The organism is Halopseudomonas litoralis (assembly GCF_900105005.1).
Lineage (GTDB): Bacteria > Pseudomonadota > Gammaproteobacteria > Pseudomonadales > Pseudomonadaceae > Halopseudomonas > Halopseudomonas litoralis.
This window is the reverse complement of sequence record NZ_LT629748.1, coordinates 3,468,769-3,495,605: the sequence shown is the minus strand read 5'-3', so window position 1 is coordinate 3,495,605 and position 26,837 is coordinate 3,468,769. Positions and strand designations below refer to the sequence as shown.

Sequence of the window (26,837 nt, the reverse complement as noted above, 5' to 3'; positions counted from 1 at the left end):
CATGCAGCAACTGAATCCTTCCGAAATTAGCGAAATTATCAAGCAGCGCATCGAGAAGCTCGATGTGAACTCACAGGCTCGCAATGTCGGTACTATCGTCAGCGTATCTGACGGTATCGTTCGCATTCACGGTCTGGCTGACGTGATGTACGGGGAGATGATCGAATTCCCCGATGGTGTTTATGGTATGGCACTGAACCTGGAGCAAGACTCCGTCGGTGCAGTAATCCTGGGTAACTACCTGACTTTGGCCGAAGGCATGGAAGCCAAGTGCACCGGCCGCATCCTGGAAGTCCCGGTTGGTCCGGAACTGCTGGGTCGCGTGGTTGACGCGCTGGGTAACCCGATTGATGGCAAGGGTCCGGTCAATGCCAAGCTGACTGACGCCGTTGAGAAAGTGGCGCCGGGCGTTATCTGGCGTAAATCGGTCGACCAGCCGGTGCAGACCGGTTACAAGGCCGTCGACGCGATGATTCCGATTGGCCGTGGCCAGCGTGAGCTGATCATCGGTGACCGCCAGATCGGTAAGACTGCCCTGGCTGTCGACGCGATCATCAACCAGCGTGACAGCGGCATCAAATGCGTTTACGTGGCTATCGGTCAGAAGCAGTCGACCATTGCCAACGTGGTGCGCAAGCTGGAAGAGCACGGCGCTCTGTCCAACACCATCGTGGTAGCCGCTTCGGCGTCCGAATCTGCCGCGTTGCAGTATCTGGCTCCGTACGCTGGCTGCACCATGGGCGAATTCTTCCGCGATCGCGGCGAAGATGCGCTGATCGTATTCGATGACCTGTCCAAACAGGCCGTTGCCTACCGTCAGATTTCCCTGCTCCTGCGTCGTCCGCCGGGCCGTGAAGCCTACCCGGGTGACGTTTTCTATCTGCACAGCCGTCTGCTGGAGCGCGCATCCCGCGTATCCGAGGAGTACGTTGAGGCGTTCACCAAGGGCGAAGTGAAAGGCCGCACTGGTTCCCTGACCGCACTGCCGATCATCGAAACCCAGGCCGGTGACGTGTCCGCATTCGTTCCGACCAACGTGATCTCGATCACCGACGGTCAGATCTTCCTCGAATCCGACATGTTCAACTCGGGTATCCGTCCGGCGGTCAACGCCGGTGTATCGGTATCCCGTGTAGGTGGCTCGGCACAGACCAAGATCATCAAGAAACTGTCCGGCGGTATCCGTACTGCACTGGCTCAGTACCGTGAACTGGCGGCTTTTGCCCAGTTCGCATCGGATCTGGATGAAGCTACCCGCAAACAGCTGGAGCACGGTCAGCGCGTCACCGAACTGATGAAGCAAGATCAGTATGCGCCCATGTCGGTTGGCGAAATGGCGATCAGCCTGTACGCCGCCGAGAAAGGCTTCCTGACCGACGTTGCGATCAACAAGGTCGGCGCGTTCGAGAAGGCCATGCTCGCCTGGTTCAAGCGTGAGCAGTCTGCTCTGCTGTCCCGGATCAACGAGAAGGGCGACTACAACGACGAGATCGAAGCCGGTATCAAGTCTGGCATCGAGAACTTCAAGGCGACCCAAAGCTGGTAAGCCGAGGGCGGGACAGGGCTATGCCCCGTCCCGCTTCGTGCGATACGGCCACGGGCTAACCTGAAAGGTGTGACATGGCAGGCGCAAAAGAGATTCGCGGTAAAATTTCGAGTATCAAGAGTACTCAGAAGATCACCAGCGCCATGGAAAAGGTGGCGGTCAGCAAGATGCGCAAGGCACAAGCGCGCATGGCTACCGGTCGTCCCTACGCTGAGCGGATCCGTCAGGTCATTGGCCATCTGGCCAATGCCAACCCCGAATATCGCCACCCCTTCATGCAAGAGCGTGAAGTCAAACGGGTTGGTTATATCGTGGTCAGCACGGATCGTGGTCTTTGCGGTGGTTTGAACACCAACCTGTTCAAGGCACTGGTAACAAACATGAAAGAGTGGCGTGACCGTAACGTCGAAACCGAGCTGTGCGTGATTGGCAGCAAGGGAGCTGCGTTTTTCCGCAGCTACGGTGGCAACGTTGTCGCGGCAATCAGCAATCTGGGTGAACAGCCGGCATTGAACGACCTGATCGGCAGCGTCAAGGTAATGCTTGATGGCTACCACGAAGGTCGCATCGATCGCCTGTATCTGGTTTCCAACGAGTTCGTCAACACCATGGTGCAGAAGCCCAAGGTGGAGCAACTGATTCCACTGGTTCCGTCGGACACGGCAGAACTGCAGGAGCGTTGGGACTTCGTATACGAGCCGGATGCCCAGGCATTGCTGGATGGCCTGTTGAAGCGGTATATCGAATCACAGGTTTATCAGGCTGTCGTCGAGAACAGTGCCAGTGAGCAGGCGGCACGGATGATCGCGATGAAGAATGCGACTGACAATGCGGGCGATATCATCGATGACCTGCAGCTGATCTACAACAAGGCACGTCAGGCCGCGATCACCCAGGAAATTTCGGAAATCGTCGGCGGCGCCGCGGCGGTCTGATCATGACCCCGGCCAGACGAAACGGTTTCATACCACTTAGAGGAACCAACAATGAGTAGCGGACGTATCGTTCAAATCATCGGTGCCGTTATCGACGTGGAATTTCCGCGCGATCAGGTGCCGCGAGTCTATGACGCACTGAAAGTCAGCGGCGCGGAAACCACCCTGGAAGTCCAGCAGCAGCTGGGTGACGGCATTGTCCGTACCATCGCCATGGGCTCCACTGAAGGCCTCAAGCGTGGCCTCGACGTCAACAATACCGGCAAGGCTATCTCCGTACCGGTTGGCGTTGGCACACTGGGCCGTATCATGAACGTTCTGGGCGAGCCGATCGACGAAGCTGGCCCGGTTGAGCATGAAGAACTGTGGGGCATCCACCGCCCGGCGCCGAGCTATGCCGAACAGGCTGGCGGCACCGATCTGCTGGAAACCGGCATCAAGGTTATCGACCTGGTCTGCCCGTTCACCAAAGGCGGCAAGGTCGGTCTGTTCGGCGGCGCCGGTGTCGGCAAGACCGTGAACATGATGGAGCTGATCAACAACATCGCCAAGGCGCACAGCGGTTTGTCCGTATTCGCCGGTGTTGGTGAGCGTACTCGTGAAGGTAACGACTTCTATCACGAGATGAAGGACTCCAACGTTCTGGACAAGGTTGCGATGGTCTATGGTCAGATGAACGAGCCGCCGGGTAACCGTCTGCGCGTGGCCCTGACTGGTCTGACCATGGCCGAGAAATTCCGTGAGGAAGGCAAGGACGTACTGTTGTTCATCGACAACATCTACCGTTACACCCTGGCCGGTACCGAAGTATCTGCTCTGCTGGGTCGTATGCCGTCTGCGGTAGGTTATCAGCCGACGCTGGCTGAGGAGATGGGTGTCCTGCAGGAGCGTATTACCTCCACCAAGACCGGTTCCATCACCTCCATCCAGGCCGTATACGTGCCTGCGGATGACTTGACTGACCCATCGCCTGCCACCACCTTCGCCCACCTTGACGCGACTGTGGTACTGAGCCGTGACATCGCTTCCCTGGGTATCTACCCTGCGGTTGATCCGCTGGATTCCACCAGCCGCTCGCTGGATCCGCTGGTTATCGGTCAGGAACATTACGATGTGACTCGCGGTGTACAGTATGTTCTGCAGCGCTACAAAGAGCTGAAGGACATCATCGCGATCCTGGGTATGGACGAACTGTCCGAGGAAGACAAGCAACTGGTAGCCCGCGCTCGTAAGATCCAGCGCTTCCTGTCGCAGCCTTTCCACGTGGCCGAAGTCTTCACCGGTGCTCCTGGCAAGTATGTTTCCCTGAAAGAAACCATCCGTGGCTTCCAGGGGATTCTGAATGGTGATTACGATCACATGCCAGAGCAGGCTTTCTACATGGTCGGCACCATCGACGAAGCGGTAGAGAAAGCGAAGAACATGTAATGGGCCGCGCCCGCGCAAGCGGGCGCAGAACCGAGGCAACTCAAATGGCTATGACAGTGCATTGCGATATCGTAAGCGCGGAAGAAGAGCTGTTTTCCGGCCTGGTCGAGATGGTCGTGGCACACGGCAACATGGGTGACATCGGCGTTCTGCCGGGTCACACGCCGCTGCTGACCGACCTCAAGCCAGGCCCGGTTCGGGTGATCAAACAGGACAAGAGCGAAGAGGTGTTCTACATCTCCGGCGGATTCCTGGAAGTTCAGCCGAGCATGGTCAAGATTCTCGCTGACACGGCGCTCCGTGCCGGCGATATTGACGAAGCAGCTGCAGCAGACGCAAAGAAAGCCGCGGAAAAGGCGCTCAACGAGAAAGGCGCCGAGTTCGACTACGGCGCGGCCTCGGCCCGCCTTGCCGAAGCCGCAGCACAATTGCGGACCGTGCAGGAACTGCGCAAGAAATACGGCTGATCGGCGATTATTCGCTGATCTGTTCGATAAAAAAGCAGCTTCGGCTGCTTTTTTTGTGTTTTCTTTTCGGGGTTCCGTGTTGTCGCTCAGAGCAGGCGTATCAGGAACTTTCCGGCATATCCTTTGTATACTTGCAGCTGATCGTTACCTGCTTCTATCATCCCAACCCAAGCATATTTCCAGGACTCCTTCTCATGAATCTCCACGTTGTCATCCTCGCCGCCGGCCAAGGCACCCGCATGCGTTCTGCGCTTCCCAAGGTACTTCATCCGGTAGCGGGCAAGCCCATGTTGGAGCATGTCATCGACAGCGCGCGTGCCTTGTTGCCTGCGGGCATTCATGTGGTCATCGGGCATGGTGCACAGCAGGTGCGTGACACGCTGGAGAGCAATGACCTCAACTGGGTGCAGCAAACCGAGCAACTGGGTACCGGTCACGCAGTGGCACAGGCACTGCCCCATATCAGCGATGCTGATCAGATTCTGGTGTTGTACGGCGACGTCCCTTTGATTCGGGTCGAGACGCTGCGTGCTCTGGTCGATCAGGCAGGCCGCCAGTCACTGGGATTGCTGACGGTTCTGATGCAGGACCCGACCGGCTATGGACGTATCATCCGCAACCGGGATGACCAGGTCCAGGCGATTGTTGAACAGAAAGACGCTTCGCCGGAACAGTTGCTGATCAATGAGGGCAATACCGGGATTATGGTATTACCGGGAGATAAAGCCATTGAGTGGTTGTCCAGCCTGTCCAACAACAATGCCCAGGGTGAGTATTACCTGACCGATGTGGTGGCCCTGGCGGTTGCCGGTTCGATAGCGGTGGAAGTGGCGCAAGCGGGCGACGAGCTGGAAGTGCTGGGTGCCAATAACCGATTGCAGCTGGCGGTGCTTGAACGCGGTTGGCAGCAACGTGAAGCCGAGCGACTGATGACTCTGGGCGCGTCGCTGGCTGACCCGGCACGGCTGGATGTGCGCGGTGAGGTGAGTATCGGCCGTGATATCAGTATCGATGTCAACGTGGTATTCGAGGGTCGAGTGGTGATCGAGGACAACGTGGTTATCGGGTCGCATTGTGTGATCAAGGACTCGGTCATCAAGGCGGGCAGTACTATCAAAGCGTTCAGTCACCTTGAGGGCGCCGAGGTGGGCGAGCAATGCGATGTTGGCCCTTACGCCCGGCTGCGTCCGGGCACCGTGCTGCACACCGCTGCCAAGGTCGGCAACTTCGTTGAAACCAAGAAGGCTGTTGTCGGCGAAGGCTCAAAGATCAACCACCTTTCCTATGTGGGTGATGCGGAGATAGGTAAAGGCGCCAATGTCGGTGCTGGCACCATTACCTGCAATTACGATGGCGTGAACAAGTTCGTCACCCGTATTGGCGATGGCGCCTTTATCGGCTCCAACACTGCCTTGGTGGCGCCGGTGACTGTGGGTAATCAGGCAACTACTGCGGCAGGCTCGACTATCACCCAGGATATTCCCGATGCCAATCTGGGCGTCGCGCGGGGCCGCCAGCGCAACATTCAGGGCTGGAACCGGCCGGTCAAGCAGTTCAAGCCTTAGGGGCAACGCGCTTCAGCAACAGGCAATTTCCGATCCTGTGTCCTATATTGGTTTGAGTCTTGGCCGATGGACACCGGAGATGAGGGATGTTTGCACAATTTTCTGAAACGTTGGGTGAGCTCCAATTGCCCCTGCGAGTGGTGGTCAAGGGTGGGCCGACGCTTGATCTCGGTCCAGAGCCTCGAGTCACCCTGCAGATCAATGATCTGAAGCTGCTGCAGGAAATGCAGAACCCCACACTGGATAAGCTGGGTGAGGCCTATATCGACCAAAGGCTGGAAATCCAGGGCAACATCATGGATGTCATTGCCGTCGCGGATCGGCTGAGCAAGGGCTTGCTTGGGGATAATACCGAGCCTGCCGTCGAGCGCACCGAGCATGACAAGCGGATGGACGCCGAAGCCATCTCCTACCACTATGATCTATCCAATGATTTCTATGCCCTATGGCTGGACCCGCAGATGGTCTACTCCTGCGGGTACTTCCGAAATCCCGAAGACAGCCTGGCGACCGCGCAGACCCAGAAGCTTGATCACCTGTGCCGCAAATTAAGGCTCAAGCCGGGAGAGCGCCTGCTGGATGTCGGCTGCGGATGGGGCGGTCTGGCCCGCCATGCGGCGCGTTTCTACGACGTTCAGGTACATGGTATTACTCTGAGCAAGGCGCAGCTGGAATTGGCCCGGGCGCGGTGTGATGCAGCAGGACTGTCAGATCGGGTGACTTTCGAGTTGCTTGATTATCGCGACCTTCCCGGCCGGGAAAATTTCGACAAGATTGTCAGTGTCGGCATGTTCGAACATGTCGGTCATGCCAATCTGGGTGCCTATTTCAAGATTCTGCATGAGCAGGTCAAGCCGGGCGGGTTGGTAATGAACCACGGGATTACCGCCAAGTATATCGATGGACGTCAGGTCGGCCGGGGGGCGGGCAAGTTCATTGGCCGCTATGTCTTTCCTCATGGTGAGTTGCCGCATCTGTCGATGGCGATCGCGCGCATGAGCGAACAGGGTCTGGAGGTGCTGGATGTCGAGAGCCTGCGCCTGCACTATGCGCGCACTCTGGAGCACTGGAGCAGTAATCTGGAGCGATCCCTGGAGCAGGCCAGTCAGTTGGTATCGGACAAGGCGCTGCGTATCTGGCGTATCTATCTGGCGGGATGTGCCTACGGCTTCCGCCGCAACTGGATGAATATTCATCAGATCCTGGCGGTCAAACCATTGTCTGACGGTAGTCATCATGTGCCCTGGACCCGTGAGGATATCTATCAATGACAAATTGGCACAAGGCGAGGCGTTTCTTTAATGGCGCAGTAATGGCCAGCCTGCTAGATTGACTGATTCTCGGGATTCTGCGGAGATTGGAGTGCTACTGAAGCTGCTTGATTCTGATGATTTTGTTCTTGGTGCACCGCTGCCGTGGGATCTGTTGGATGCCGAGGGTAAGGTTCTATTCCGCCAGAGCCAGCGTATTGACAGCGGCCCGCTGTTGCAAAAGCTGATAGACAAGGGAGTTTACCGCCGTGCCGAGGCGACAGCTGAGTTACAGGACCAAGCTCCTGTCAGTCTGTCGCAACTGTCGCTGGCACCCGGCGACATGTTGCAGCTGCAAGTGCTCAGCCCCAACCACAGCGAACGCTATCAGGTGCGGGTGATCGGCTTCCATGCGCCGATCAGTCTGCTGGTCACGGCACCCACGCTCAATGGCCGTCTGGTCTTCATCAAGGAAGGTCAGCGCTTCCTGGCTCGGGGCTTCATCGGCAAGGATGCAGTGGCCTATAACACCCGGGTGCTGAAATCCAGTCTGGCGCCCTTTGCGTATCTGCATCTGGCCTGGCCAGATGAGGTGCAGACCATGCGTATTCGCAGCTCATCCCGGGTGTCGGTTGATCTGGTATGCATGGTTACGGGCGAGCAGGGGCAAAGTGCGGCGCGTATTGCGGATTTGAGCCCCGGTGGCGCGCGGGTGGTATCAACTGTGCCTTTCGCTGCCTCCGGTGATGAATTGAAGTTGGCGTTTCGCATCAATCCGGGAGGAGTCGAGGTATACCTCAATGTTGCGGCGCTGGTGCGGGCTGTCAGCCAGGATGGCGATCAGGTGATCACCGGAGTGGAGTTCATCCGCCTGAGTGAAGCGGACCGGCTATATCTGACCAACATGGTTTATCAGAATTTGCTCAAGGAAAAACTCTGATGGATGGCTCTGGCGCAGCAGCTCAGTACGCGATGCAACCTCAACAAAGCCAGGGGCGTCCTTGCTGGTATGCACTCACGTTATGGTTGCTGATTGCCTTTCCGCTGCAGGCGCACACTATAGAAGCCACGCTCGGCGATCGATCATACCAACTGGAACTGGTCGCCGATCCGGATAGTCGCCGTCAGGGGCTGATGGGGCGTACCGAGTTGGCGCCGGGAACGGGCATGCTGTTCGATTTTCCCGAGGGCACCCGCCCGGCGATCTGGATGCGTAACATGCAGATGTCGCTGGATCTGCTGTTCGTCGATGAGCATGCTCGTCTGCTGCAGATATTTGCTGATGTACCGCCTTGTACCGCATCGCCCTGTGTCATCTACCAGGCCGATCAGCCGCTGCGTTTTGTCATAGAGGTCTCTCCAGGGACTGCCGAAGATCTGGGGCTGCAGCCCGGCGATCATCTGGATCTGGCCGACCATAACCTGACGCCGCCGCCAGCCTACTGAGCCAGACTCAGGGGCTACGCCACCGGCCTTGGCTGAACTGTTCGCAATACGCCTTCAACACCGGCTTATCGCCGGGTTCGCTGTAATAATGTATGGCCTGCCGGTAACCGACGCCTTCGCTCTGAGCGTCATCGCAGATGCCATAGGCGCCCTCGGGACACTGCTCCAGGAAACTGATATCAAAGCTGCGCTCGGCAATCTGCGGCTGACAGAAACTGTCAGTGAATAGCTGTGGCGGGATACTGATGTTCTGCTGGCACATACGAATCGGTAACGCATCGTCATTGGATTCGATCAGGCACGCCGCTGACTGTGCGGCAGTGCTGATGCACAGAAGTATGAGCAGAAATAGACAGCGGTTCATGTATTCCGGTCCCTGGATAAAAACGCTACCTTAATCCGCCGGCGGGGTTCGCAGCAAGCAAGAGGAGTCCCTATGTTGTGTTCCACGTGGAACGAAAAGGAATAGCTGGCTTTATTTTGATAACGGGTTATTACAAGTAATGCACGTTATTTCGGGGCGGCGGTGGCTCTGGTTCTTCTCCGGGAAAGGGGTGTGGCGCCAGCTCGATTTTCTGCAGTGCGCTGCCGTGCAATTCAATAAAGCCGGCATAGCGGCGCTCACCGGTTACTGTGAATTCGAACCCGTAACGTCGGATTATGCCCGGCCTGCCATGGCGACCACGGCCCAGGCGCAAGCGATTCAGCGCGATGCTCTCATCCAGAAGCTGCACACTGGTGCGCTGGCAATGCTGACGAACCATACGCAGCGCCTGATCCCGCAACCCCAGGCCGCGCCAGACCCAGGCGCCGGCCAGCGCGGCCAGCAGCATCAGTGTTACATGTCCCAGATCGATCATGTCATTGCTCCACGGCCACCACGCGAATACGGTCCGCCTGTGGATAATGCCAGCGGACATTGATATCCCAGAAGCGCACACCATACTCCCGATTTGTATCAGGCCGCTGATAGGCGGGCTTGGGGTCCTGTGCCAGGCACTGTTCTATCAGCTCAATGACCGGCTGTTGCAGACGCAGCGCTTGCGCGCGCGCCTGCTGCAGAGCCGGCTCGCTCCAATCCACCACAAGCTGAGCGGGAGCCGCTTCGGCTAGGGTATTGCTGGCATCAGACAAGGCATCGGCATAGGGCACATAGGGCTTGATATCCAGAATCGGCGTGCCGTCGAGCAGATCTATACCGGACAGCAGCAGACGACCATCCTCAATGCCGTCCAGCCTGACCACGGATTGGCCAATGGGATTGGGCCTGTGGGTCGAGCGGCTGGCGAATACGCCGATGCGCTGATTGCCGCCCAGTCTTGGCGGCCGTACCCGCAGATGTTGTTCGCCTGAGGCGGCAGCGTGAAATACGAATAGCAGCCAGAGATGGCTGACACCTTCCAACCCGGCCACTGCTTCGGGTTTGTCATAGGGAGGGAATAGCTCGAGCACGCCGCGCGCGGCAGGTGCCAGCTGGGGCTGACGGGGGATAGCGAACTTCTCGGCAAAACAGGAATGCACCAGACCAATCGGCTCGAAGCTATAGGACATGTATCAGTTCCGGAGTAACGGTGGTATTGCCTCAGGGTTATCCAGCAATACAAAGTGACTGCCCTCAGGCACTTCAATTATCTGCAGGTTCTCGGCCTGCCGGGCGCTGTCCAACATGGCATTGCAGTCCAGTACACGATCCTTGCCGGGTACCAACACCGCTCCGCGTTTGACGTGACGATAGATATCCGGCCCGGTGGTGTTCATCCAGTCACCGATATCCTCGACATTGGTCATCAACACCTGGCTGCGCCGTGGATTGAACGGCATAGCCGTGATCAACTCGCGCTTGGCGGCATCATTCAACGGGCCCCATATGGGGCTGGACAACATCCTGCTCGGCTTGCGCTGCCATAGTAGATGAACCAGCGGCATCAGCCAATGGACAATGCGAGACGGTGGTCGATATGGCTGGCCCTGAGGTAATACGGGGGCCTCCAGTAATACTTCGACCGATTCGAACAGGTCGGGTCGCTGCCGTGCTGCTTCGAGAGTGACGGCGCCGCCTCGGGAATGACCATGCACTCGCACATTGGGCATGCTGATCAAGTGCTCCAGGGCCAGATTCAATACCTGTGCATCGCTGGCGATAGTCCCTGTGGCCATGGTTGCCGAGGCGTTCCAGGGAGGTTGTTGAAAAAGCGGTGCACGAAGTGGCAGATGATAGCCTGCACAGGTGACCATGATCAGCTCGATAGCGGGGTCATCGTAATAACGGGTGAAATACAGCGGGTTTTCCAGAAAGCCGTGCATGACCACAACAGAACAGGACGGATTCTGAGCTCGGCGGCGAATAACAAAGGCCTCGCCTGCACGGTAGACCTCGGCATCCATGTGCACCTGTTGTCGTTGCGGCACCTGCCGACTAAGCAACCAGTTGCGGGCATACCAACCTGCCAGCAATACCAGTGCCAGCACTCCTAGAACGCCCATCCTGCCTCCAATGCATGATTCGCTGAGAGCCGTGAGCTTAACGTAAACCCCATTTCAGAGCGCTCACCCGTGTGGGCGATCGCATAAAGCCAGTACTATTCGTAAGGGTAATTTTCCACGTTGTCAGCCTGTAGCCGATAGCTGGCATCAGCCAGTTCATTGCTGGTTTGCGCTATCTGCAATACCCCGGTCAGCAGCAAAGGCTGGTAGATATCGGCGATGGCGATGCCGGCAGGATAGTCAACCAGAACGATCTGGTTCGGCGGGGGCGGAGGCACATGGATGCAGGCGCCGGGGTAAGGCACCAGGAAGAAACTGATATAGCGGCCTTGCTCGTCGGTTTCCAGGGGGACCGGATAGCCGCCCAGCTCGATATGCTGCCCGTCCATCTCATTGACCACGCGAGTGGAGTACATGACCTCGGGCAGGTTGCGGTCAGGTGAGCGCAAACTACTGGAGAAGTCACCAGGGGCCTCGGCGCCCCAATCATGGCTGATTTCGGGCATGTCGAGCATGGCCTGGTAGTCTTCTTCGGGCAGCAGGTCGAGCCAGTCCACCTCTCGCGGTGAGGCCAGAATCAGAGCGGGACAAAGCAGTAGCAGAGTAATCAGCAGACGCAACATGGAGTTTTCCGATGTGGCATGACCCTGATCAGTCGATCAGGGCCTGGACCTGGGCGATACGTGATTGCAGCACCGCCGCATCGGCGCAACGCAGAGTGGCGTGTCCGACCTTGCGCCCGGGTTTGAAGGCCTTGCCGTAATGGTGCAGGTGGCAATCAGCAATAGCCGTGACCTTGGCCACCGGCGGGACTTCACCTATAAAATTGAGCATAGCGCTTTCACCGATCTTGTCGGTGGCGCCCAGCGGCAATCCGGCAATGGCCCGCAGATGGTTCTCGAACTGGCTGCACTCGGCGCCTTCGATGGTCCAGTGACCAGAGTTATGCACACGCGGGGCAATCTCGTTGGCCTTGAGACCGCCATCCACCTCGAAGAACTCGAAAGCCAGCACGCCGACGTAATTCAGCTTGTCCAGCACGCGGCCGGCATAGTTCTCGGCCTGGATTTGCAGTGGGTGGGCAGTGCTGGCTACTGACAGACGCAGGATGCCCTGCTCATGGGTATTGTGCACCAATGGATAAAAGCAGGTGTCGCCATCGCGGCCGCGTACTGCAATCAATGAGACTTCGCCGGTGAAGGGCACGAAGCCTTCCAGGATGCAGGGCACATTGCCCAGTTCGGCGAAGGCGCCAGTCACGTCTTCCGGCTGGCGCAGCAGTTTCTGGCCCTTACCATCGTAACCCAGGGTGCGGGTTTTCATTACGGCGGGCAGGCCGATTCGCTCGACGGCCGCATCCAGATCGGTCTGGGACTGGATATCAGCGAATTCAGGAGTGGGAATGCCCAGTTCCAGAAACATGGACTTCTCGAACCAGCGATCTCGGGCAATGCGCAGCGATTCGGCATTGGGGAATACCGGCACATACTGCTCCAGGAAAGCCACCGTTTCGGCCGGGACGCTTTCAAACTCGAAGGTCACCACATTGGCGTCTTCCGCCAACTGACGCAGCTGCTCGCGGTCGTCATAGGCGGCGCACAGATGTTCGCCCAGCGCCGCCGCGCAGGCGTCGGGTGCCGGATCGAGAAAGGCGAATTGCTGACCCAGCGGCGTGCCGGCCAGGGCCAGCATGCGTCCGAGTTGACCACCACCGATGATGCCGATCTTCATGATTGCTTCCTCAAGCCTGACGTGGGTCCGGATTATCCAGCACGGTATCGGTCTGCTGGGTACGGAAATCCTTCAACGCCTGATGATACTGCGGATGTTTGGCGCCCAGAATGCTGGCTGACAGCAACGCCGCATTGATTGCACCGGCCTTGCCGATCGACAGTGTACCCACCGGCACACCGCCGGGCATCTGCACGATGGACAGCAACGAGTCGACGCCCGAGAGCATGGACGATTGCACCGGCACGCCCAGCACCGGCAGGTGGGTCTTGGCCGCACACATACCCGGCAGGTGGGCTGCGCCACCGGCACCGGCAATGATCACCTCGATGCCCCGACCGTCCGCCTGTTCAGCATAGTCGAACAGCAGGTCGGGAGTGCGGTGTGCGGAGACCACCTTCACTTCAAAGGGGATGCCCAACTGCTCCAGCATGTCTGCCGTGTGGCTCATGGTAGACCAGTCGGACTTGGAGCCCATGATCACGCCAACCAGTGCGGTCATTGTCGTGCCTCTTGATGACGAAAAACAAAGCCACGCATAGGCGTGGCTCGAGATTGGACAGATCGGCCGGTGGCCGGAAACGGGCAATTATAACCTAAAGTGCCCGCCGAACCAGCCTGATACCGACAGAGCGACGATGCCTGGCCGAGCGGCGGCAGACGCAGGCTCAAACGTGGACCGGTGCGCTACTCGCCCTGCTCCGGCTTTTGCCGCGAATGCAGCGCCGCCACCTGCTGCGCAGCGATGGGATGACCGCATGAAGCCGCCTTGGCCAGCCACATCAGCCTCTTGGTTTCATCCCTGGGCAGCCTATACCCTTTATATGCAACTTGGCGAGGTTGTGCATGGCGTCCGGATGCTCCTGATCAGCTATCTTACAAACAATAGAGTTGAGAAATGAAAGCTCAAATGCAGAAAGGTTTTACTCTTATTGAGCTGATGATCGTGGTGGTGATTATTGGGATTCTGGCGGCGATAGCGTTGCCGGCTTATCAGGATTATAAGAATAAGGCTAAGATATCTGAGATAGTATTCGCTGCGAGTGCTGCCCGGACTTGCGTCCAAGAGATAAACCAAGGAGCAGCGGATCATACAGCCGCTGACTATGCCTCTTGCACAGCGACGGCGGCAACCGCCAATGAATTAAGTCAATATGTGGCTACAGTGTTTGTTGATGGAACCGGCAAAGTTACTGCAACGGGGCGCAGCTTTAGGTGGCAGCACTCAACCGGAAGTTGTACTTACACCTGATCCGCTTGCTAAGGAAGGTCTGAAATACCGGCCATATGGGCGGCGATTATGACCTCGACTCACAAAAAAAACATTTCAGGAACGATTTCATCGCCCTCAGTCGCGTTTTCAGCGCGTTGCAGCCCCTTTTCGGCCATCCAGGCCGCTGTACCCAGTACTCCGGGCGGATTTATCCTGCACTTAACAGCTGTTTTCGGGCCATCCATAGGTTGGCCAGGGCGAACAAGGTATGCAACTGGGCCGTGTTCTTCGCCAGGCCCTTGTAGCGCACCTTGGTGAATCCGAACTGGCATTTGATCACTCGAAACGGATGCTCGACCTTGGCTCGTGTACTGGCTTTGGCCCGCTCGATTCGGCGCAAGCCTTTCTCGATCAGCTTGGTTTTGCTCAATGTCTTGAGCTTGCCTGGGCGCATCGCAATCGACCAGACCACCTGCTTGCGCCCTTTGTGTTCATCCCGTTTCTGAACGCCGGTATAGCCGGCGTCACCGCATACATGGGTTTCTTCGCCATGCAGAAGCTTGTCTACCTGAGTAACATCGCCCGCATTGGCCGCCGTCCCCACGAGACTGTGAACCAGCCCTGACTCAGCATCAACGCCAATGTGGGCCTTCATGCCAAAATAATACTGGTTACCCTTCTTGGTCTGATGCATCTCGGGATCGCGCTTACCTTCTTTGTTCTTGGTCGAACTGGGTGCATGAATGATGGTTGCATCGACCACGGTGCCGTGGCGCAGCATTAGCCCGTGCTCACCCAGGTAACGATTGACCACTTCGAACAACGCCGTGGACAGGCCGTAGCGTTCCAGCAGCCGACGGAATTTGAGAATAGTGGTTTCATCCGGAATGCGATCAAGTTGAAGGCCCGCGAAGAGTCGCAAGATGGTGGTTTCATACAGCGCTTCTTCCATCGCTGGATCGCTGTACCCAAACCAGTTCTGCATCAGATGAACTCGCAGCATCGCGTCGAGCGGGTAAGCAGGTCGACCACCTTCGCCCTTGGGATAGTGCGGCTCGATCAGCGCCAGCAATGGCTTCCAGGGAACCACTTGATCCATTTCCAGCAGAAAGCGCTCACGGCGGGTCTGCTTACGTTTACCAGCGTATTCGGCGTCTGCAAAGCTCATCTGTTTCATGCGGTGGTCTCGAAAATGGCGCTGACGCATTTTACCTTTTCAGGAAGTCTTTTTCAGACCTTCCCTAACGCCGGTATTGTGACTGCATGGTCGTGCGCAGATACCCGCGCAAACTGGATGACTGGTAGTTTTAAGGCGACTACCACTCCTTAAGAAGGAAAATGGGGTCAGGTACATTTCCATAACCTGATCTGACTTTCCCCGGCTCACCGGGGATTGCTGTTTCCGGCCATAGGAAAAGGTCAGGTATATACAGATTGGTTCAGACGGGTATTAGCTGCGTGGCCGAGCCTGGGGCAGGTTGTCGAGCGACAGGAGGATGAGCAGCCATTACAGTCGCTGGCGTGCCGGCGTGCTGGCGTAGCGCAGGCGCGTTACACTCCGGTGCGGTGATCATCTGCTTGGCTTGGGTGGCGCCTGAGCCTTCGTGGAGGCCCATTAGTTTTGGGAAAAAGGAGTCCAGGTACATCTTCCTGCGGGTTTGGCTGAGCGACCTGGCACGGAGCGTCCTTCGGATTTGGCTTTATTGCGCCAAGTACAAAGGGTCGGCATCAGTGGCGCGTTCCGGACGACCAACTCGGCGACTAGCATGTAGGAAGAGGTGGCTATTCTGCCAAGAGGAGTTACGTCAGCTTAACGGCTGTTTACTCATAGACCCCGGCTTGCAGCTTCGAATTGTGAGCGATAAGCGATCGCCCCAACCTTAACGCAGGAAATATAAGTGTCATCTTCTTTCAACTGGCGCATCAGTGCCTTTCGCGCCTCTTTTGAAAGATATCGGAGCGGTCTGGCGCCGGGTGGCATCGGCCGGGGCGCCAGCTCCATCAGCTTTGAACAATTGCTCAGCGCGCTACTCATCTCAAGCAGAGTCTCCGCGACGCGTTCGTTTACTTCCCAGCGGCCAGCAATTGCAGGGGAATAGATGCGATTGAGAATATAGCGGATGTCGTCTTGTTCATAAGGACTCATGGCTCAATCCTGTTTATTGAAAGTGGTTAAGACATTATCTGCAAGCGCATCGTTACCGCGGATATCGAGGTAATGAACGATACCGTCATCGAGAATGAAAAATGCGTGGTAGCGTTCCCCGCTCGCTCGGGTCTGCGAGTAGGTGAAAATATCGGTGTCTGAAAGATGGTAATGCCTGGCGTTTATGCATCCCGAAGTCATAGCGTCCCAGACGGCGTCAGCCTCTTTGCGATCGGCATTTGAGGCATCATGCATGTTCATCCGGAATACCAGGCGAATAAAATCAGCGAAGGCAAGCTTACTGGAGTGATTCTTGCGCATTTCTGATTCGTCCATCCAGCGGTGCGAAAGGGAAGCGCCATCCGGATATTTGACGATCAGCATTTCCGGAAGGTGGGCGATAGTCATTGCCGTCTCGCCCGGGTTCAATTCAAGCCTCGCTGGTCCAGCGAGAACCAGAGTTTGACCTTCTACGGTTTTGGATACGGGCAACTCGGTTTCAAGGACCGAGTTGTTGCAGGTTTGATGGCCGTTTGCTCCAACGGCAACTGTCAGTAATAACAGTCCAATCCATTTAGACATACATTTACGTCCTATTACCAAGTCCGCTCAGATAGTAGGGCGAGGATGGTACTCGCTCCGTGCAACTGGGCAACAGCCGACGTTAAGAATTGGGAGGAGAAACACACTTTTCGAGAGAGGAAAATTGGGGTCAGGTACATTTCCAGACTTTCCCAGGCTCTACTACAATCCCCGGCTCGCCGGGGATTGTAGTAGAGCCTGGGGCAAGGTTGTCGAGCGCCTGCTCGACGACAGGTTTCCTTACCATGTCCAGTCTCGCCTGCGCTACACCCACGTGTCACTCAGCTCTCGGCCCACTCCTGTTCCTGCAATGCCCGCCACATGATCTTGCCGGCGGGGGATTTGGGCAGGGCGTCGGTGAACTGCACCAATTTCGGGCATTTGTAGGCTGACATGTTGGTCTGGCACCAACTGATGATGTCCTCAGCACTGGTGTCGGCCTGTCCCGCAGCCAGCACCACCACCGCCTTGACCGTTTCCCCGCGGCGTTCATCCGGCACCGAGATCACACAGACTTCCTGCACAGCGGGATGGCCGTAAAGCAGGGATTCCACCTCCGCTGGCCAGACCTTGTAACCGGACGCGTTGATCATCCGTTTGACCCGGTCGACCAGAAAGAAATAGCCTTCTTCGTCGTAATAGGCCAGATCACCGGTGCGGAAGAAGCGCTTGCCGTCCAGCTCCAGAAAGGCTTCTTCTGTGGCTTCGGGGCGGCGCCAATAGCCTTGGAATAACTGCTCACCTTGCAGGACGATTTCACCGACCTTGCCCACGCCGACTTCCTGAAGGCTGTCCACATCGATAATTCGTGAATCCACGCCAATGATCGGGATACCCAGGCATTGTGGCTTGGGTGCCTGTGGCGGGTTCATGTGGGTGGCGCTGAGGGTTTCCGACAGGCCATAGCCTTCCGAGTAGCGCAGACCCAGCCTGTTTTCCAGTTTGGCTGCTATGGCTGCCGGCATCGCCGCACCGCCGCCACCGATGGCTTTCAAACTACTGATATCGTACTGGTCGATATCCGGATCGGAGAGCAGGTCCACCACCATGGTCGGAATATTGCGCCAGGAGGTGATGCCGTGACGCTCGATCAGCTTCGCAGCGGTGCGGCGGTCCCAGCGGGTCATGATGACTTGGGTCGAACCCAGATAGATGGCTGCGTTCATGCAGACCTGCATGCCAGTGACATGGAACATCGGTACCGACACCAACTGCACACTGTTGTGCTGAGCATTACCCCACACCGAGCAATACACCGTGGTGGCCATGGCGCTGTGGTGGGTGTGTACGCAGCCTTTGGGATTGCCGGTGGTACCGGAGCTATAGGGAATCACACAGAGATCATTCGGGCCTGCGGTCAATGGGCCCGGCTCGTAGGCTGCGGTGAGTGCCTGTTGCCAGCCAGTCAGGCCTTGGATATCCGGGATATCGCTGGACAGGGTCACGGCTTCCGGCAGGTCCAGGTCAGTGGGCTCAAGCACATATTCGCCGTAGGCGCTGACCACCACTTCACGCAGCCCGGTGCTTTCGACCAGTCCGCTGATGTTATCCAGCAATTCGCGGCCACACAGAGCGACTTCCGCCTCGGTGTCGGCGATCAGATATTCCAGTTCGGCCTGGCGATTCATCGGGTTGACCGGCACCACCACCGCATTGGCACGCAGAATGGCGTAGAAGCCGATAACGAATTGCGGACTGTTCTGCATATACAGCAAGACACGGTCACCCGCTTTTACGCCAGCACGTTGCATATAACCGGCCAGCGCCTCGGCCTGACGCTCAAGCTCGGTATAGGTCAGCGGTGTGCCGTAATAGATGATGGCCGGGTGCGTCGGATAGCGCAGCGCAGAAACGCTCAGGTTGGAGTACAGACTGGTGGCCGGTAGATCCAGAAAATGCGGTACCAGATCAGGCCAGGCGGCGTAATGACGATCAAACATGCGCAGGACTCCGTTCAGACGATCTTTTTAATTATAGAAACAGCCCAGATAAGCACGGATCAGACAATCAGAAAACCGTCAAAACCTATGGTGTTGATAGGTCATAAGCGTTCAGGGAAGGTACAGACGGAACTCGCCGCCGCCAAGCCGTCCGTCGTTGCTCAGCTCTATATACCCCTGGCGGCCTTCGCGCTGATGCAATCTGGCGATGCATTGACCAAAATACAGGCCCAATCCCGTGCTGCCGTTGCTGACGTCCGCATCGCGGGTGCCGGTGCTGTAGCGGCCCAGCATGTCGGCGGGATAGCCGCTGCCGTCATCGCTCACCGAAATCATCAGCAGATCATCCTCCAGCGCGGCGTGCAGATGGATGGCCGAGCGCGTGTAACGGATCGAGTTGTTGATGACATTGGCGATCACCGAGCCGATCAGTTCCGCATCCATGAAGTGCAACAGTTCAGCATCATCGATGCTGTAGCTGCTGCTGATATCGCGCGCCTGCAGAATCTCCGCATGGCGCGCCAGCTGCGCCTGCAACAGATCGTCAACTTCCACCCAGTCGGGGTGTAGCGGCAGGGCGTTGATCTGTAGTTTATACAACCCGAGCATCTGCATGAGCATGCCGTTGAGCCGCAGCGACTCATATTCGATCACGCCACGTTCGCCAGATTGCGCCAGCTCCGGCGGCAAGCGCTCGACCCACTGGCTCCAGCTCTGCATCAGCAGGGCCAGGGAGTTTTTCATGTCGTGGACGGTGGAGGCCAGCACCGTGGAGAAGTCCAGACCCTCATGGTCATTGTTGTTCATAGCTGCTCCAGCCGCTCGCGAAGTTTACGGTAACGCTCGCGGCGGTGATCGTTGGTGGGCATGGTGGCGGCTTGTTGCAGGCAGCGCTCGCACTCGGCCAGCAGTTCCGGCTTGGGGCTGGCAACAACCAGGCGCAGCAGCGACTGGGCCGTGTTCAGGGCGAAGCTGATATTGCGCGGCTGGCTGGCCAAGGCTTGGCGGAACAGCTCCAGTGCCTTGGAGTAGTTCTTCTGCTGATAGAACTGGATGGCCTGACGATTCCATTCCAGGGCCTGCGAGCCTGCGGCGAGAATGTCCGGGTTATCGGTATGCCGAGCGATATTGGCCAATACCGCGGGGTCGTCTCCATACATTTCCGCACAGGTGGCCAGCACCCCGTCGGCTTGCTGAGCCTGGCCCAAGCCACGTAGTTGCTGCGCGGCCTGCAGTGCCACGTCGGCGGCAAAGAAACTATCCAGCTCGGCGATCTCGCTCGCCACCTGTTCCGCCAACTTGTATGCCTGGGCTACCTGCCCGGCCTTGTCCAGAGTACTCGCCTGCTGCAGCCGCGAGCGTACCGACAGGGCAGGATCACTACGCCAGGTCTTGTCCAGCTCGCTCAGCGTCTGGTGAACCTCCGCCAGCGCCCTTGGGCCAAGCACGGTATCGCCGGCCTGGGCAGTCAGGCTGGAGGCGAGACTCAAGTGGTTCTCGGGATTGCGAAACAGCGAATTGCGCCCCAGGTCCACAGCATGGCGGAAGGCGCGTGTGGCCTGTTCGTGATCATTGTTGCGCTGGGCGATCTGGCCCATGCGCTCCTGACGCTGCAGCGAGTTGGGCGAGACGCGCAGCCCATGCTGCAGATGTTGCTGCGCTTCCTCCAGGTTGCCGCGGGCCAGCTCGGTAGCAGCCAGCCCGTCATATAACGCCGGAATCATCGGAAACTGACGGATGCCGTCCTGGTACAGCGCGTGCGCCTTATCCAGCTTACCGGTTTCCCGCCAGAGATCTGCCAGGGCTACCAGCGCCCAAGGTAATGGCCGCTCGCTGACCAACGATTGCAACAGACGCTCCTGGTCCGGCTGCCGGCCCAGCGCTGCCAGCGCAGAAACCTGATGGCGCCGGCATTGTGGAGCATAACGTGGATGCGCGGCGATGATCTTGGCGCAGGCCTCAAGCACCGCCACATGCTCACCCCGAATTTCAGCCTCCAACACCGGCCTGAGCGCGGTCTTCATGGCGATCAACTTGTCCAGCCGCTGCTGCAGACTGGCCAGATTGAAGGGTTTGGTCAGATAGCTGTCCGGCTCGCATTCCAGCGCGGCCATGACCATGGCCTGGCTGCTTTCTGCGGAAATGATGATGAATATGCAATGTGGGCTGATCAGTTGGTCGTGATGCAACTCTTCCAGCACCTGCTGGCCGTTCTTACCCTTGCCAAGATTGTAGTCATGCAGGATGACGTCATAACTCTTCTTCCTGCACAGAGCCAGGGCTTCCTCACCACTGACCGCAGCATCGACATCGGCAACCCCCAACTGGCGGAGCATACCGGTGAGCGCCGAACGGAAGTCGGTGAAGTCATCCACTATGAGAAAACGCTTGGTGTTGTATTCGATCATGTCGCGGCCCGGTTCGATGCTGCGCCTGTTGGCAGCCATCTTATTGTAGCTGGACGGGGCAAGGGCCGACAGGGCAAATGGCCATCACAGGTGTCCGCCTTTAATGGTGAAAATGGGGTCAGGTACATTTCCACATTGTCGTAACTTGAGCTGGTTTTCCCAGGCTTTACAGCAATCTCCGGCTCACCGGGGATTGCTGTTTCCGGCCATAGGAAAAAGATCAGCTATACGCGGATCGGTCCAGGCGGGTAGTACGCTGCGTGGCTGAGCCTGGGGCAGGGTTGTCGAGCGCCTGCTCGACGACAGGAGGGGGCAAGTAGCCTGCACAGTCACTGGCGTAGCGCAGGTGCGCTACACCCTGAGGCTCTGCTCATGTCTTGAAGGAGCCGGCTGCTAGTAGCGTGGTCTGGGCGTCGCCATCGGCAGCGGACCATCACCGATGCGGCGGAATTCGCCCTTCTCGGTATCGTAGGCGCGGATCTGGCTGGTTTCGATATCGTAAACCCAACCGTGGATGAACAGATCGCCGCGGGCCAGACGTGAAGCAACCGAAGGATGGGTGGCCAGGTGACCGAGTTGGGCAACCACGTTCTCCTCGGTAAGGATGCCGAGGGTAGTGTGATCGGCGCAGCCACAGTTTTCCTGCACCACTATCTTGGCGACTTCCGAATGCTGCAGCCAGGATTTTACCGTGGGCATTCCCTTCAACTGGGCTGGGTCAAGCACGGCTTTCATGGCGCCGCAGTCGGAATGACCGCAGATAATCACGTGTTTCACACCCAGGGCTACCACGGCATATTCGATGGCAGTGGAGACACCGCCGAGCATCTGGCCGTAGGGTGGTACCACATTACCGACGTTGCGGGTGACGAACAGGTCGCCTGGCGAGCTCTGGGTGATCAGCTCGGGCACAACGCGGGAGTCGGCGCAGGTAATGAACATGGCCTTGGGGGTCTGCTCGAAGGCCAGTTTCCGGAATAACTCTTCCTGCTGGGGATACACCTCTTCATGGAAGTGCTTGTAACCATCAACGATCTGTTGAATGGCATCGTCAGCACTCTTCAGTTTTTTATAGGGCATGGGCACGCTCGCTGTTTCGGTGTTAACGGGGAGCCGGCTGGCTCCCCGCTTTGTTCAGGCCTCGATCTCGATCAATATCTCACCTGGATTGACGCGATCACCCTTGGCGACATGCACGGCTTTCACAGTACCGTTGATTGCTGCCTGGATTTCGCTTTCCATTTTCATCGCTTCGCTGATCAGCACCGCCTGACCGGCCTTGACCTTGTCGCCTTCGGCCACCAGCACATCGACCACGTTGCCGGGCATGCTGGTGGTGACGTGACCGGGTTTGGTCGCATGCTGACGGGCCTTGCCACCGGCGCCACCGACGAATTGATTGAGCTCTTCGAGAACGACTTCTTCCGGCATGCCATCCACGCTGAGGTAGAAATGGCGAGTGCCGTCCCCTTTGACGCCCACACCGGTGATATCGATACGGTAACTTTCACCGTGCACGTCAATCATGAACTCGGTGGCCACGCCTTCGGCGGCAGCGGGCTTGCTGTCGCCATCCGGAATCGGCAGCAGCACTTCCGGCTCCAAGGTGCCGGCGGCGCGTTCTTCGAGAAACTTGCGCCCGATATCCGGGAACATGGCGAAGGTCAGTACATCTTCTTCGCTCTTGGCAAGATTGCCGATTTCATTGCGCAGCCGGTCCATCTCGGGCTTGAGCAGGTCCGCCGGGCGCACGTCGATGACGTGCTCATCACCGATTCCGCGCACCTGCAGTTCCGGGTTGATGGTGCCGGGTGCCTGGCCGTAGCGGCCCTGCAGATACAGCTTCACTTCGTTGGTGATGGTTTTGTAGCGTTCGCCGGCCAGCACGTTGAACACCGCCTGCGTGCCGACGATCTGCGAGGTCGGTGTCACCAGCGGCGGGAAGCCGAGGTCTTCACGCACCCGCGGAATCTCGTCGAACACTTCCTGAATGCGGTTCAGCGCGCCCTGTTCCTTCAGCTGGTTGGCCAGGTTGGACATCATGCCGCCCGGCACCTGGTTGATCTGCACGCGGGTATCCACACCGGTGAAGGGACTTTCGAACTGGTGGTATTTCTTGCGTACTTCCATGAAGTACATGCTGATCTCCTGGATCAGCTCCAGATCCAGCCCGGTGTCATAGGGCGTGCCTTTGAGCGCCGCGACCATGGACTCGGTGCCCGGATGGCTGGTGCCCCAGGCCATGGAACCGATGGCGGTATCGATGTTATCTGCACCGCACTCGATGGCTTTCAGCTGACACATGGCAGCCAGGCCGGCGGTGTCATGGGAGTGGATGAATACCGGCAGGCTGGTGGCCGCCTTCAGCGCCTCGACCAGCTCACCGGTGGCAAAGGGCGTCAGCAGACCGGCCATGTCCTTGATTGCCAGGGAATCGACGCCCATGGCTTCCAGAGTCTTGGCCTGTTCGACGAACAGTTCAACTGTATGCACCGGGCTGGTGGTATAGCAGATGGTGCCCTGGGCATGCTTGCCGGCGGCCTTGACCGCAGAGATGGCGGTACGCAGGTTACGGACGTCATTCATCGCGTCGAAAATGCGGAACACATCGATGCCGTTGACTGCGGCCTTGGCAACGAAGGCGCGGACCACGTCATCGCTGTAATGACGGTAGCCGAGCAGGTTCTGCCCGCGCAGCAGCATCTGCAGGCGGGTATTGGGCAGGGCGGCGCGCAGCTGGCGCAGACGCTCCCAGGGATCTTCCTTGAGGAAGCGCACACAGGAGTCAAAGGTGGCACCACCCCAGACTTCCAGCGACCAATAGCCGACCTGATCCAGCCTGGGGCAGATCGGCAGCATGTCCTCGGTGCGCATGCGGGTAGCCAGCAGCGACTGATGGGCATCGCGCAGGATGGTATCGGTAACGTTGATGCGTTTCTTGCTCATGGTGCATTCCTCATTAGCGGCAAGCGCGCAGCCTGCGGCTGAAATCAAAGACCGGCGTAAGCGGCGATGGCGCCGGCAATGGCCAGGGCCAGGGCTTCAGGTTTGTTCTTGGTCGAATAGTTGGTCAATTCCGGGTGGGTATCGACGAAGCTGGTGTCGAACACGCCGCTGCGGAAGTCCGGGTTCTTGAGGATCTGCTGGTAATACACCTCGGTGGTCTTGACCCCGTGCAGGTGCATGTCGTCCAGCGCCCGGTAACCCCGGTCCATGGCATCTTCCCAGTTGTTCGCCCAGACGATCAGCTTCAGACACATGGAGTCGTAGTAGGGCGGAATGGTGTAACCGGTATAGATCGCCGTATCCACCCGCACGCCCGGGCCGCCCGGTGCGTAATAGCGGGTGATCTTGCCGAAGGACGGCAGGAAGTCATTCTTCGGGTCTTCGGCGTTGATGCGGAACTGGATTGCAAAGCCGCGGTGCTCGATATCTTCCTGCTTGACCGATAGCGGCAGGCCGGAGGCGATGCGGATCTGCTCACGGACGATGTCGATCCCGGTGATCTGCTCGGTTATGGTGTGCTCCACCTGCACCCGGGTATTCATTTCCATGAAATAGACTTCGTTGTCCGCCAGCAGAAATTCCACGGTGCCGGCGTTCTCGTAACCGACGGCCTGGGCCGCACGCACTGCCAGATCGCCGATATAGGCACGCTGTTCGGGCGTCAGCTGCGGGCTGGGGGCGATTTCGATCAGCTTCTGGTTGCGCCGCTGGATCGAACAGTCGCGCTCGAACAGGTGCACGGTGTTACCGAAACTGTCGGCCAGAATCTGTGCTTCGATGTGCTTGGGATTGACGATGCACTTTTCCAGGAACACATCGGCCGAGCCGAAGGCCTTGGTCGCTTCGGAAATCACCCGCGGCCAGGCCTGTTCCAGCTCTTCCTTGCTGTTGCAGCGGCGGATACCGCGGCCGCCGCCACCGGAGGTGGCCTTGAGCATGACCGGATAGCCGACTCGCTCGGCCTCACTCAGGGCATCCTGCAGGTCTTTCAGATTGTCTTCGGTGCCGGGGGTGACAGGTACACCGGCGGCAATCATGCTGCGCCGGGCTTCGGTCTTGTCGCCCATGCGACTGATGACTTCCGCCGACGGGCCGATGAAGCGGATCCCGCGTTCGCTGCAGACACGAGCCAGCTCGGCGTTCTCCGACAGGAAACCATAACCGGGGTGCAAGGCATCGCAACCGGTCTCGACCGCCAGGTTGACCAGTTGGCGAGCATTCAGATAACCGGCCAGTGGGTCGCTGCCGACATTGTAGGATTCATCGGCGCGTTTGACATGCAGCGCATAGCGGTCCGCATCCGAGTGAATGGCCACCGAGCGAATGCCCATTTCCGCGCAGGCGCGGACAATTCGGACAGCAATCTCGCCACGGTTGGCAATCAGGATTTTCTTGATCACATCCCTTTCCTCTGTTGGGTGATCGGTTACCAGAACTTAACTCGACGGGTTGCTATTTTGGAAATGAGTAATTGTTGGATTATGTATAAGTAAATACTAATATCAATGAACTTTGCCATTATCGGACCTCCAGCATGGCTCAATCACTCTTACGTATGACTCTGCGACAGCTGCAGGTGTTCAGAGCAGTATGCCTGCACCGCTCCTACAGTCGAGCAGCAGACGCCATGGCTCTGACCCAGCCGGCGGTCAGTCTGCAGATGCGGCAGTTGGAAGAGGTGGTCGGGCAGCCACTGTTTGAATATGTCGGCCGCAAACTGTATATCACCGAAGCGGCGTCCAGCCTGTTGTCGGCGTCGGAGGATATCTTCCAGCGCATCGAGAATCTCGACATGCAGCTATCGGCTCTGCAGGGCACTCTCCAGGGTGAGTTGCGATTGGCGGTGGTGAGCAGCATTCAATACCTCACACCGCATATTCTTGCCGCGTTCCGCCAGCGCTTTCCGCAGGTGAGTTTTCGTCTGGAGGTCTGCACCCGGGCGCAGATTATTCAGCGCCTGCGGGATAATCGGGACGACCTGGTGCTGATGGGCATGGTGCCGGCAGATCGGGCACTGGAGTTCTACCCTTTTCTGAACAACCCGATCATTGCGGTGGCAGCGCCGAGCCATCCATTGGCCGGACGCACGGGGTTGCCACTGGGGGCTATGGAAAACCATATGGTGTTGCAGCGCGAACCTGGCTCGGGTATCCGCAAGGCCTGCGATGAGTATTTTCAGCAGAAGCGTGTGCACCTGCAGCAAGTCATGCAATTGGGGTCAGGCGAGACCATAGCGCAAGGCGCGATTGCCGGGCTGGGTATCGGTCTGGTCTCGGCCCATGGTGCAGCGCCCTGGCTGCAGAATGGCCAACTGGTGCAACTGGGCTTTGCCGAGCTGCCATTTTTTCGAAGCTGGTGTGTGGTGCACGCTCGCGGCAAGCGGCTCAGCCCGGTGGCACAGGCCTTTCAGGATTTCCTCAAGGAAGAGCGGGGAGTGATCAAAGAGCTGGCCCAACCCTTTGATTGAAGTCATTGCCATGCAGCTCGGGGTAATCCCGCAACTGCGCGTGCAGCGCCTGGCTTTCGCGATAATCCTCAATGGCTCGGCGAAAGGCCATGCGTCTCTTATCTTCCAGCCGCCGCTTCTCTCTGCGCACGCTGCTGATTGTTTCACTGGCAAAGTCCGGATTGAAGGCCATATGGGCATCTCCTGTGACAATGGGTGACTACGCAGCCATGTTTACGCGCAA

26 protein-coding genes and 1 pseudogene are annotated in these 26,837 nt (G+C 58.0%); 10 read left to right on the top strand and 17 right to left on the bottom strand.

All coding sequences use genetic code 11. The features are described from left to right. Position 1: 1 nt before the first annotated feature. The 8 genes from atpA (at position 2) to BLU11_RS16620 (ending at position 8,637) form a co-directional block, all read left to right on the top strand. Positions 2–1,546, top strand: a complete 1,545-nt coding sequence (gene atpA / locus BLU11_RS16655; protein ID WP_090275335.1) for a F0F1 ATP synthase subunit alpha — start codon at positions 2–4, stop codon at positions 1,544–1,546. 74 nt (positions 1,547–1,620) lie between these two features. Beyond that, positions 1,621–2,481 carry a F0F1 ATP synthase subunit gamma gene (gene atpG, locus BLU11_RS16650; protein ID WP_090275333.1) on the top strand — a complete coding sequence of 287 codons (861 nt, stop codon included), beginning with the start codon at positions 1,621–1,623 and terminating at the stop codon, positions 2,479–2,481. A gap of 51 nt (positions 2,482–2,532) precedes the next feature. Continuing rightward, positions 2,533–3,909 (top strand): F0F1 ATP synthase subunit beta, encoded by a 1,377-nt coding sequence (atpD, locus tag BLU11_RS16645; protein WP_090275331.1) that lies wholly within the window; start codon positions 2,533–2,535, stop codon positions 3,907–3,909. A gap of 44 nt (positions 3,910–3,953) precedes the next feature. Beyond that, the gene (locus BLU11_RS16640) at positions 3,954–4,376 is read left to right on the top strand and encodes a F0F1 ATP synthase subunit epsilon (protein ID WP_090275329.1); all 423 of its coding nucleotides are present in this window, start codon (positions 3,954–3,956) and stop codon (positions 4,374–4,376) included. Between the two features lie 194 nt (positions 4,377–4,570). Next, positions 4,571–5,941, top strand: a complete 1,371-nt coding sequence (gene glmU / locus BLU11_RS16635; protein WP_090275327.1) for a bifunctional UDP-N-acetylglucosamine diphosphorylase/glucosamine-1-phosphate N-acetyltransferase GlmU — start codon at positions 4,571–4,573, stop codon at positions 5,939–5,941. Positions 5,942–6,027: 86 nt separating this feature from the next. Next, positions 6,028–7,212 carry a C17 cyclopropane fatty acid synthase CfaB gene (cfaB, locus tag BLU11_RS16630; RefSeq protein ID WP_090275322.1) on the top strand — a complete coding sequence of 395 codons (1,185 nt, stop codon included), beginning with the start codon at positions 6,028–6,030 and terminating at the stop codon, positions 7,210–7,212. Between the two features lie 91 nt (positions 7,213–7,303). Continuing rightward, positions 7,304–8,131, top strand: a complete 828-nt coding sequence (locus BLU11_RS16625; RefSeq protein ID WP_090275320.1) for a flagellar brake protein — start codon at positions 7,304–7,306, stop codon at positions 8,129–8,131. Next, positions 8,131–8,637, top strand: coding sequence for a DUF192 domain-containing protein (locus tag BLU11_RS16620; protein WP_090275318.1), 507 nt, complete (start codon positions 8,131–8,133; stop codon positions 8,635–8,637). Before BLU11_RS16625 ends, BLU11_RS16620 begins: the two co-directional genes overlap by 1 nt. Before the next feature lie 7 nt (positions 8,638–8,644). On the opposite strand, the gene BLU11_RS16615 is transcribed toward BLU11_RS16620, so the two are convergent. From BLU11_RS16615 to purE, 7 genes are all read right to left on the bottom strand, one after another. Continuing rightward, a complete protein-coding gene (locus BLU11_RS16615) occupies positions 8,645–9,001 on the bottom strand; it encodes a hypothetical protein (RefSeq protein WP_090275316.1) in 357 nt (118 codons plus the stop codon). Between the two features lie 130 nt (positions 9,002–9,131). Next, positions 9,132–9,497 (bottom strand): DUF3301 domain-containing protein, encoded by a 366-nt coding sequence (locus tag BLU11_RS16610; protein WP_090275313.1) that lies wholly within the window; start codon positions 9,495–9,497, stop codon positions 9,132–9,134. A 1-nt stretch (position 9,498) separates the two neighbouring features. Beyond that, positions 9,499–10,188: a tRNA (N6-threonylcarbamoyladenosine(37)-N6)-methyltransferase TrmO gene (gene tsaA / locus BLU11_RS16605; RefSeq protein ID WP_090275311.1), complete on the bottom strand. Its 690-nt coding sequence runs from the start codon at positions 10,186–10,188 to the stop codon at positions 9,499–9,501. A gap of 3 nt (positions 10,189–10,191) precedes the next feature. After that, positions 10,192–11,121 (bottom strand): alpha/beta hydrolase, encoded by a 930-nt coding sequence (locus BLU11_RS16600; RefSeq protein ID WP_090275309.1) that lies wholly within the window; start codon positions 11,119–11,121, stop codon positions 10,192–10,194. A gap of 95 nt (positions 11,122–11,216) precedes the next feature. Beyond that, positions 11,217–11,744 carry a DUF3299 domain-containing protein gene (locus BLU11_RS16595; RefSeq protein ID WP_090275307.1) on the bottom strand — a complete coding sequence of 176 codons (528 nt, stop codon included), beginning with the start codon at positions 11,742–11,744 and terminating at the stop codon, positions 11,217–11,219. Positions 11,745–11,772: 28 nt separating this feature from the next. Beyond that, complete coding sequence (locus BLU11_RS16590; RefSeq protein ID WP_090275305.1) at positions 11,773–12,852, bottom strand: 5-(carboxyamino)imidazole ribonucleotide synthase; 1,080 nt, start codon at positions 12,850–12,852, stop codon at positions 11,773–11,775. 10 nt (positions 12,853–12,862) lie between these two features. Beyond that, positions 12,863–13,354 (bottom strand): 5-(carboxyamino)imidazole ribonucleotide mutase, encoded by a 492-nt coding sequence (gene purE, locus BLU11_RS16585; protein WP_090275303.1) that lies wholly within the window; start codon positions 13,352–13,354, stop codon positions 12,863–12,865. A 396-nt stretch (positions 13,355–13,750) separates the two neighbouring features. Here purE and BLU11_RS19835 point away from each other — a divergent pair. Further along, a pseudogene (locus BLU11_RS19835) lies at positions 13,751–13,865 on the top strand (pilin); the annotation flags it as partial. 408 nt (positions 13,866–14,273) lie between these two features. Here BLU11_RS19835 and BLU11_RS16575 read toward each other — a convergent pair. From BLU11_RS16575 to BLU11_RS16535, 9 genes are all read right to left on the bottom strand, one after another. Then, entirely contained in the window at positions 14,274–15,242 is a 969-nt protein-coding gene (locus BLU11_RS16575; RefSeq protein ID WP_090276209.1) for an IS5 family transposase, read from the bottom strand. A 648-nt stretch (positions 15,243–15,890) separates the two neighbouring features. Next, positions 15,891–16,211: a hypothetical protein gene (locus BLU11_RS16570; RefSeq protein ID WP_090275299.1), complete on the bottom strand. Its 321-nt coding sequence runs from the start codon at positions 16,209–16,211 to the stop codon at positions 15,891–15,893. 3 nt (positions 16,212–16,214) lie between these two features. Beyond that, the gene (locus BLU11_RS16565) at positions 16,215–16,793 is read right to left on the bottom strand and encodes a hypothetical protein (protein ID WP_090275297.1); all 579 of its coding nucleotides are present in this window, start codon (positions 16,791–16,793) and stop codon (positions 16,215–16,217) included. 281 nt (positions 16,794–17,074) lie between these two features. Then, positions 17,075–18,733 carry a long-chain-fatty-acid--CoA ligase gene (locus tag BLU11_RS16560; RefSeq protein WP_090275294.1) on the bottom strand — a complete coding sequence of 553 codons (1,659 nt, stop codon included), beginning with the start codon at positions 18,731–18,733 and terminating at the stop codon, positions 17,075–17,077. A 111-nt stretch (positions 18,734–18,844) separates the two neighbouring features. Further along, positions 18,845–19,540 (bottom strand): sensor histidine kinase, encoded by a 696-nt coding sequence (locus BLU11_RS16555; RefSeq protein WP_090275292.1) that lies wholly within the window; start codon positions 19,538–19,540, stop codon positions 18,845–18,847. After that, a complete protein-coding gene (locus BLU11_RS16550; protein WP_090275289.1) occupies positions 19,537–21,180 on the bottom strand; it encodes a tetratricopeptide repeat-containing response regulator in 1,644 nt (547 codons plus the stop codon). The genes BLU11_RS16555 and BLU11_RS16550 overlap by 4 nt, the downstream gene beginning before the upstream one ends. A 354-nt stretch (positions 21,181–21,534) precedes the next feature. After that, on the bottom strand, positions 21,535–22,221 hold the full coding sequence (locus tag BLU11_RS16545) for a carbonic anhydrase (RefSeq protein ID WP_090275287.1): 687 nt from the start codon (positions 22,219–22,221) through the stop codon (positions 21,535–21,537). A 54-nt stretch (positions 22,222–22,275) separates the two neighbouring features. Next, positions 22,276–24,087, bottom strand: coding sequence for a sodium-extruding oxaloacetate decarboxylase subunit alpha (gene oadA / locus BLU11_RS16540; protein WP_090275285.1), 1,812 nt, complete (start codon positions 24,085–24,087; stop codon positions 22,276–22,278). Positions 24,088–24,131: 44 nt separating this feature from the next. Next, complete coding sequence (locus BLU11_RS16535) at positions 24,132–25,547, bottom strand: acetyl-CoA carboxylase biotin carboxylase subunit (protein ID WP_090275283.1); 1,416 nt, start codon at positions 25,545–25,547, stop codon at positions 24,132–24,134. 134 nt (positions 25,548–25,681) lie between these two features. On the opposite strand from BLU11_RS16535, the gene BLU11_RS16530 reads away from it, so the two are divergent. Further along, positions 25,682–26,614: a LysR family transcriptional regulator gene (locus tag BLU11_RS16530; protein ID WP_090275280.1), complete on the top strand. Its 933-nt coding sequence runs from the start codon at positions 25,682–25,684 to the stop codon at positions 26,612–26,614. Here the strand turns inward: BLU11_RS16530 and BLU11_RS16525 are convergent. Beyond that, positions 26,586–26,786, bottom strand: a complete 201-nt coding sequence (locus tag BLU11_RS16525) for a PA3496 family putative envelope integrity protein (RefSeq protein ID WP_090275276.1) — start codon at positions 26,784–26,786, stop codon at positions 26,586–26,588. The genes BLU11_RS16530 and BLU11_RS16525 overlap by 29 nt on opposite strands. Between the last annotated feature and the right edge of the window lie 51 nt (positions 26,787–26,837).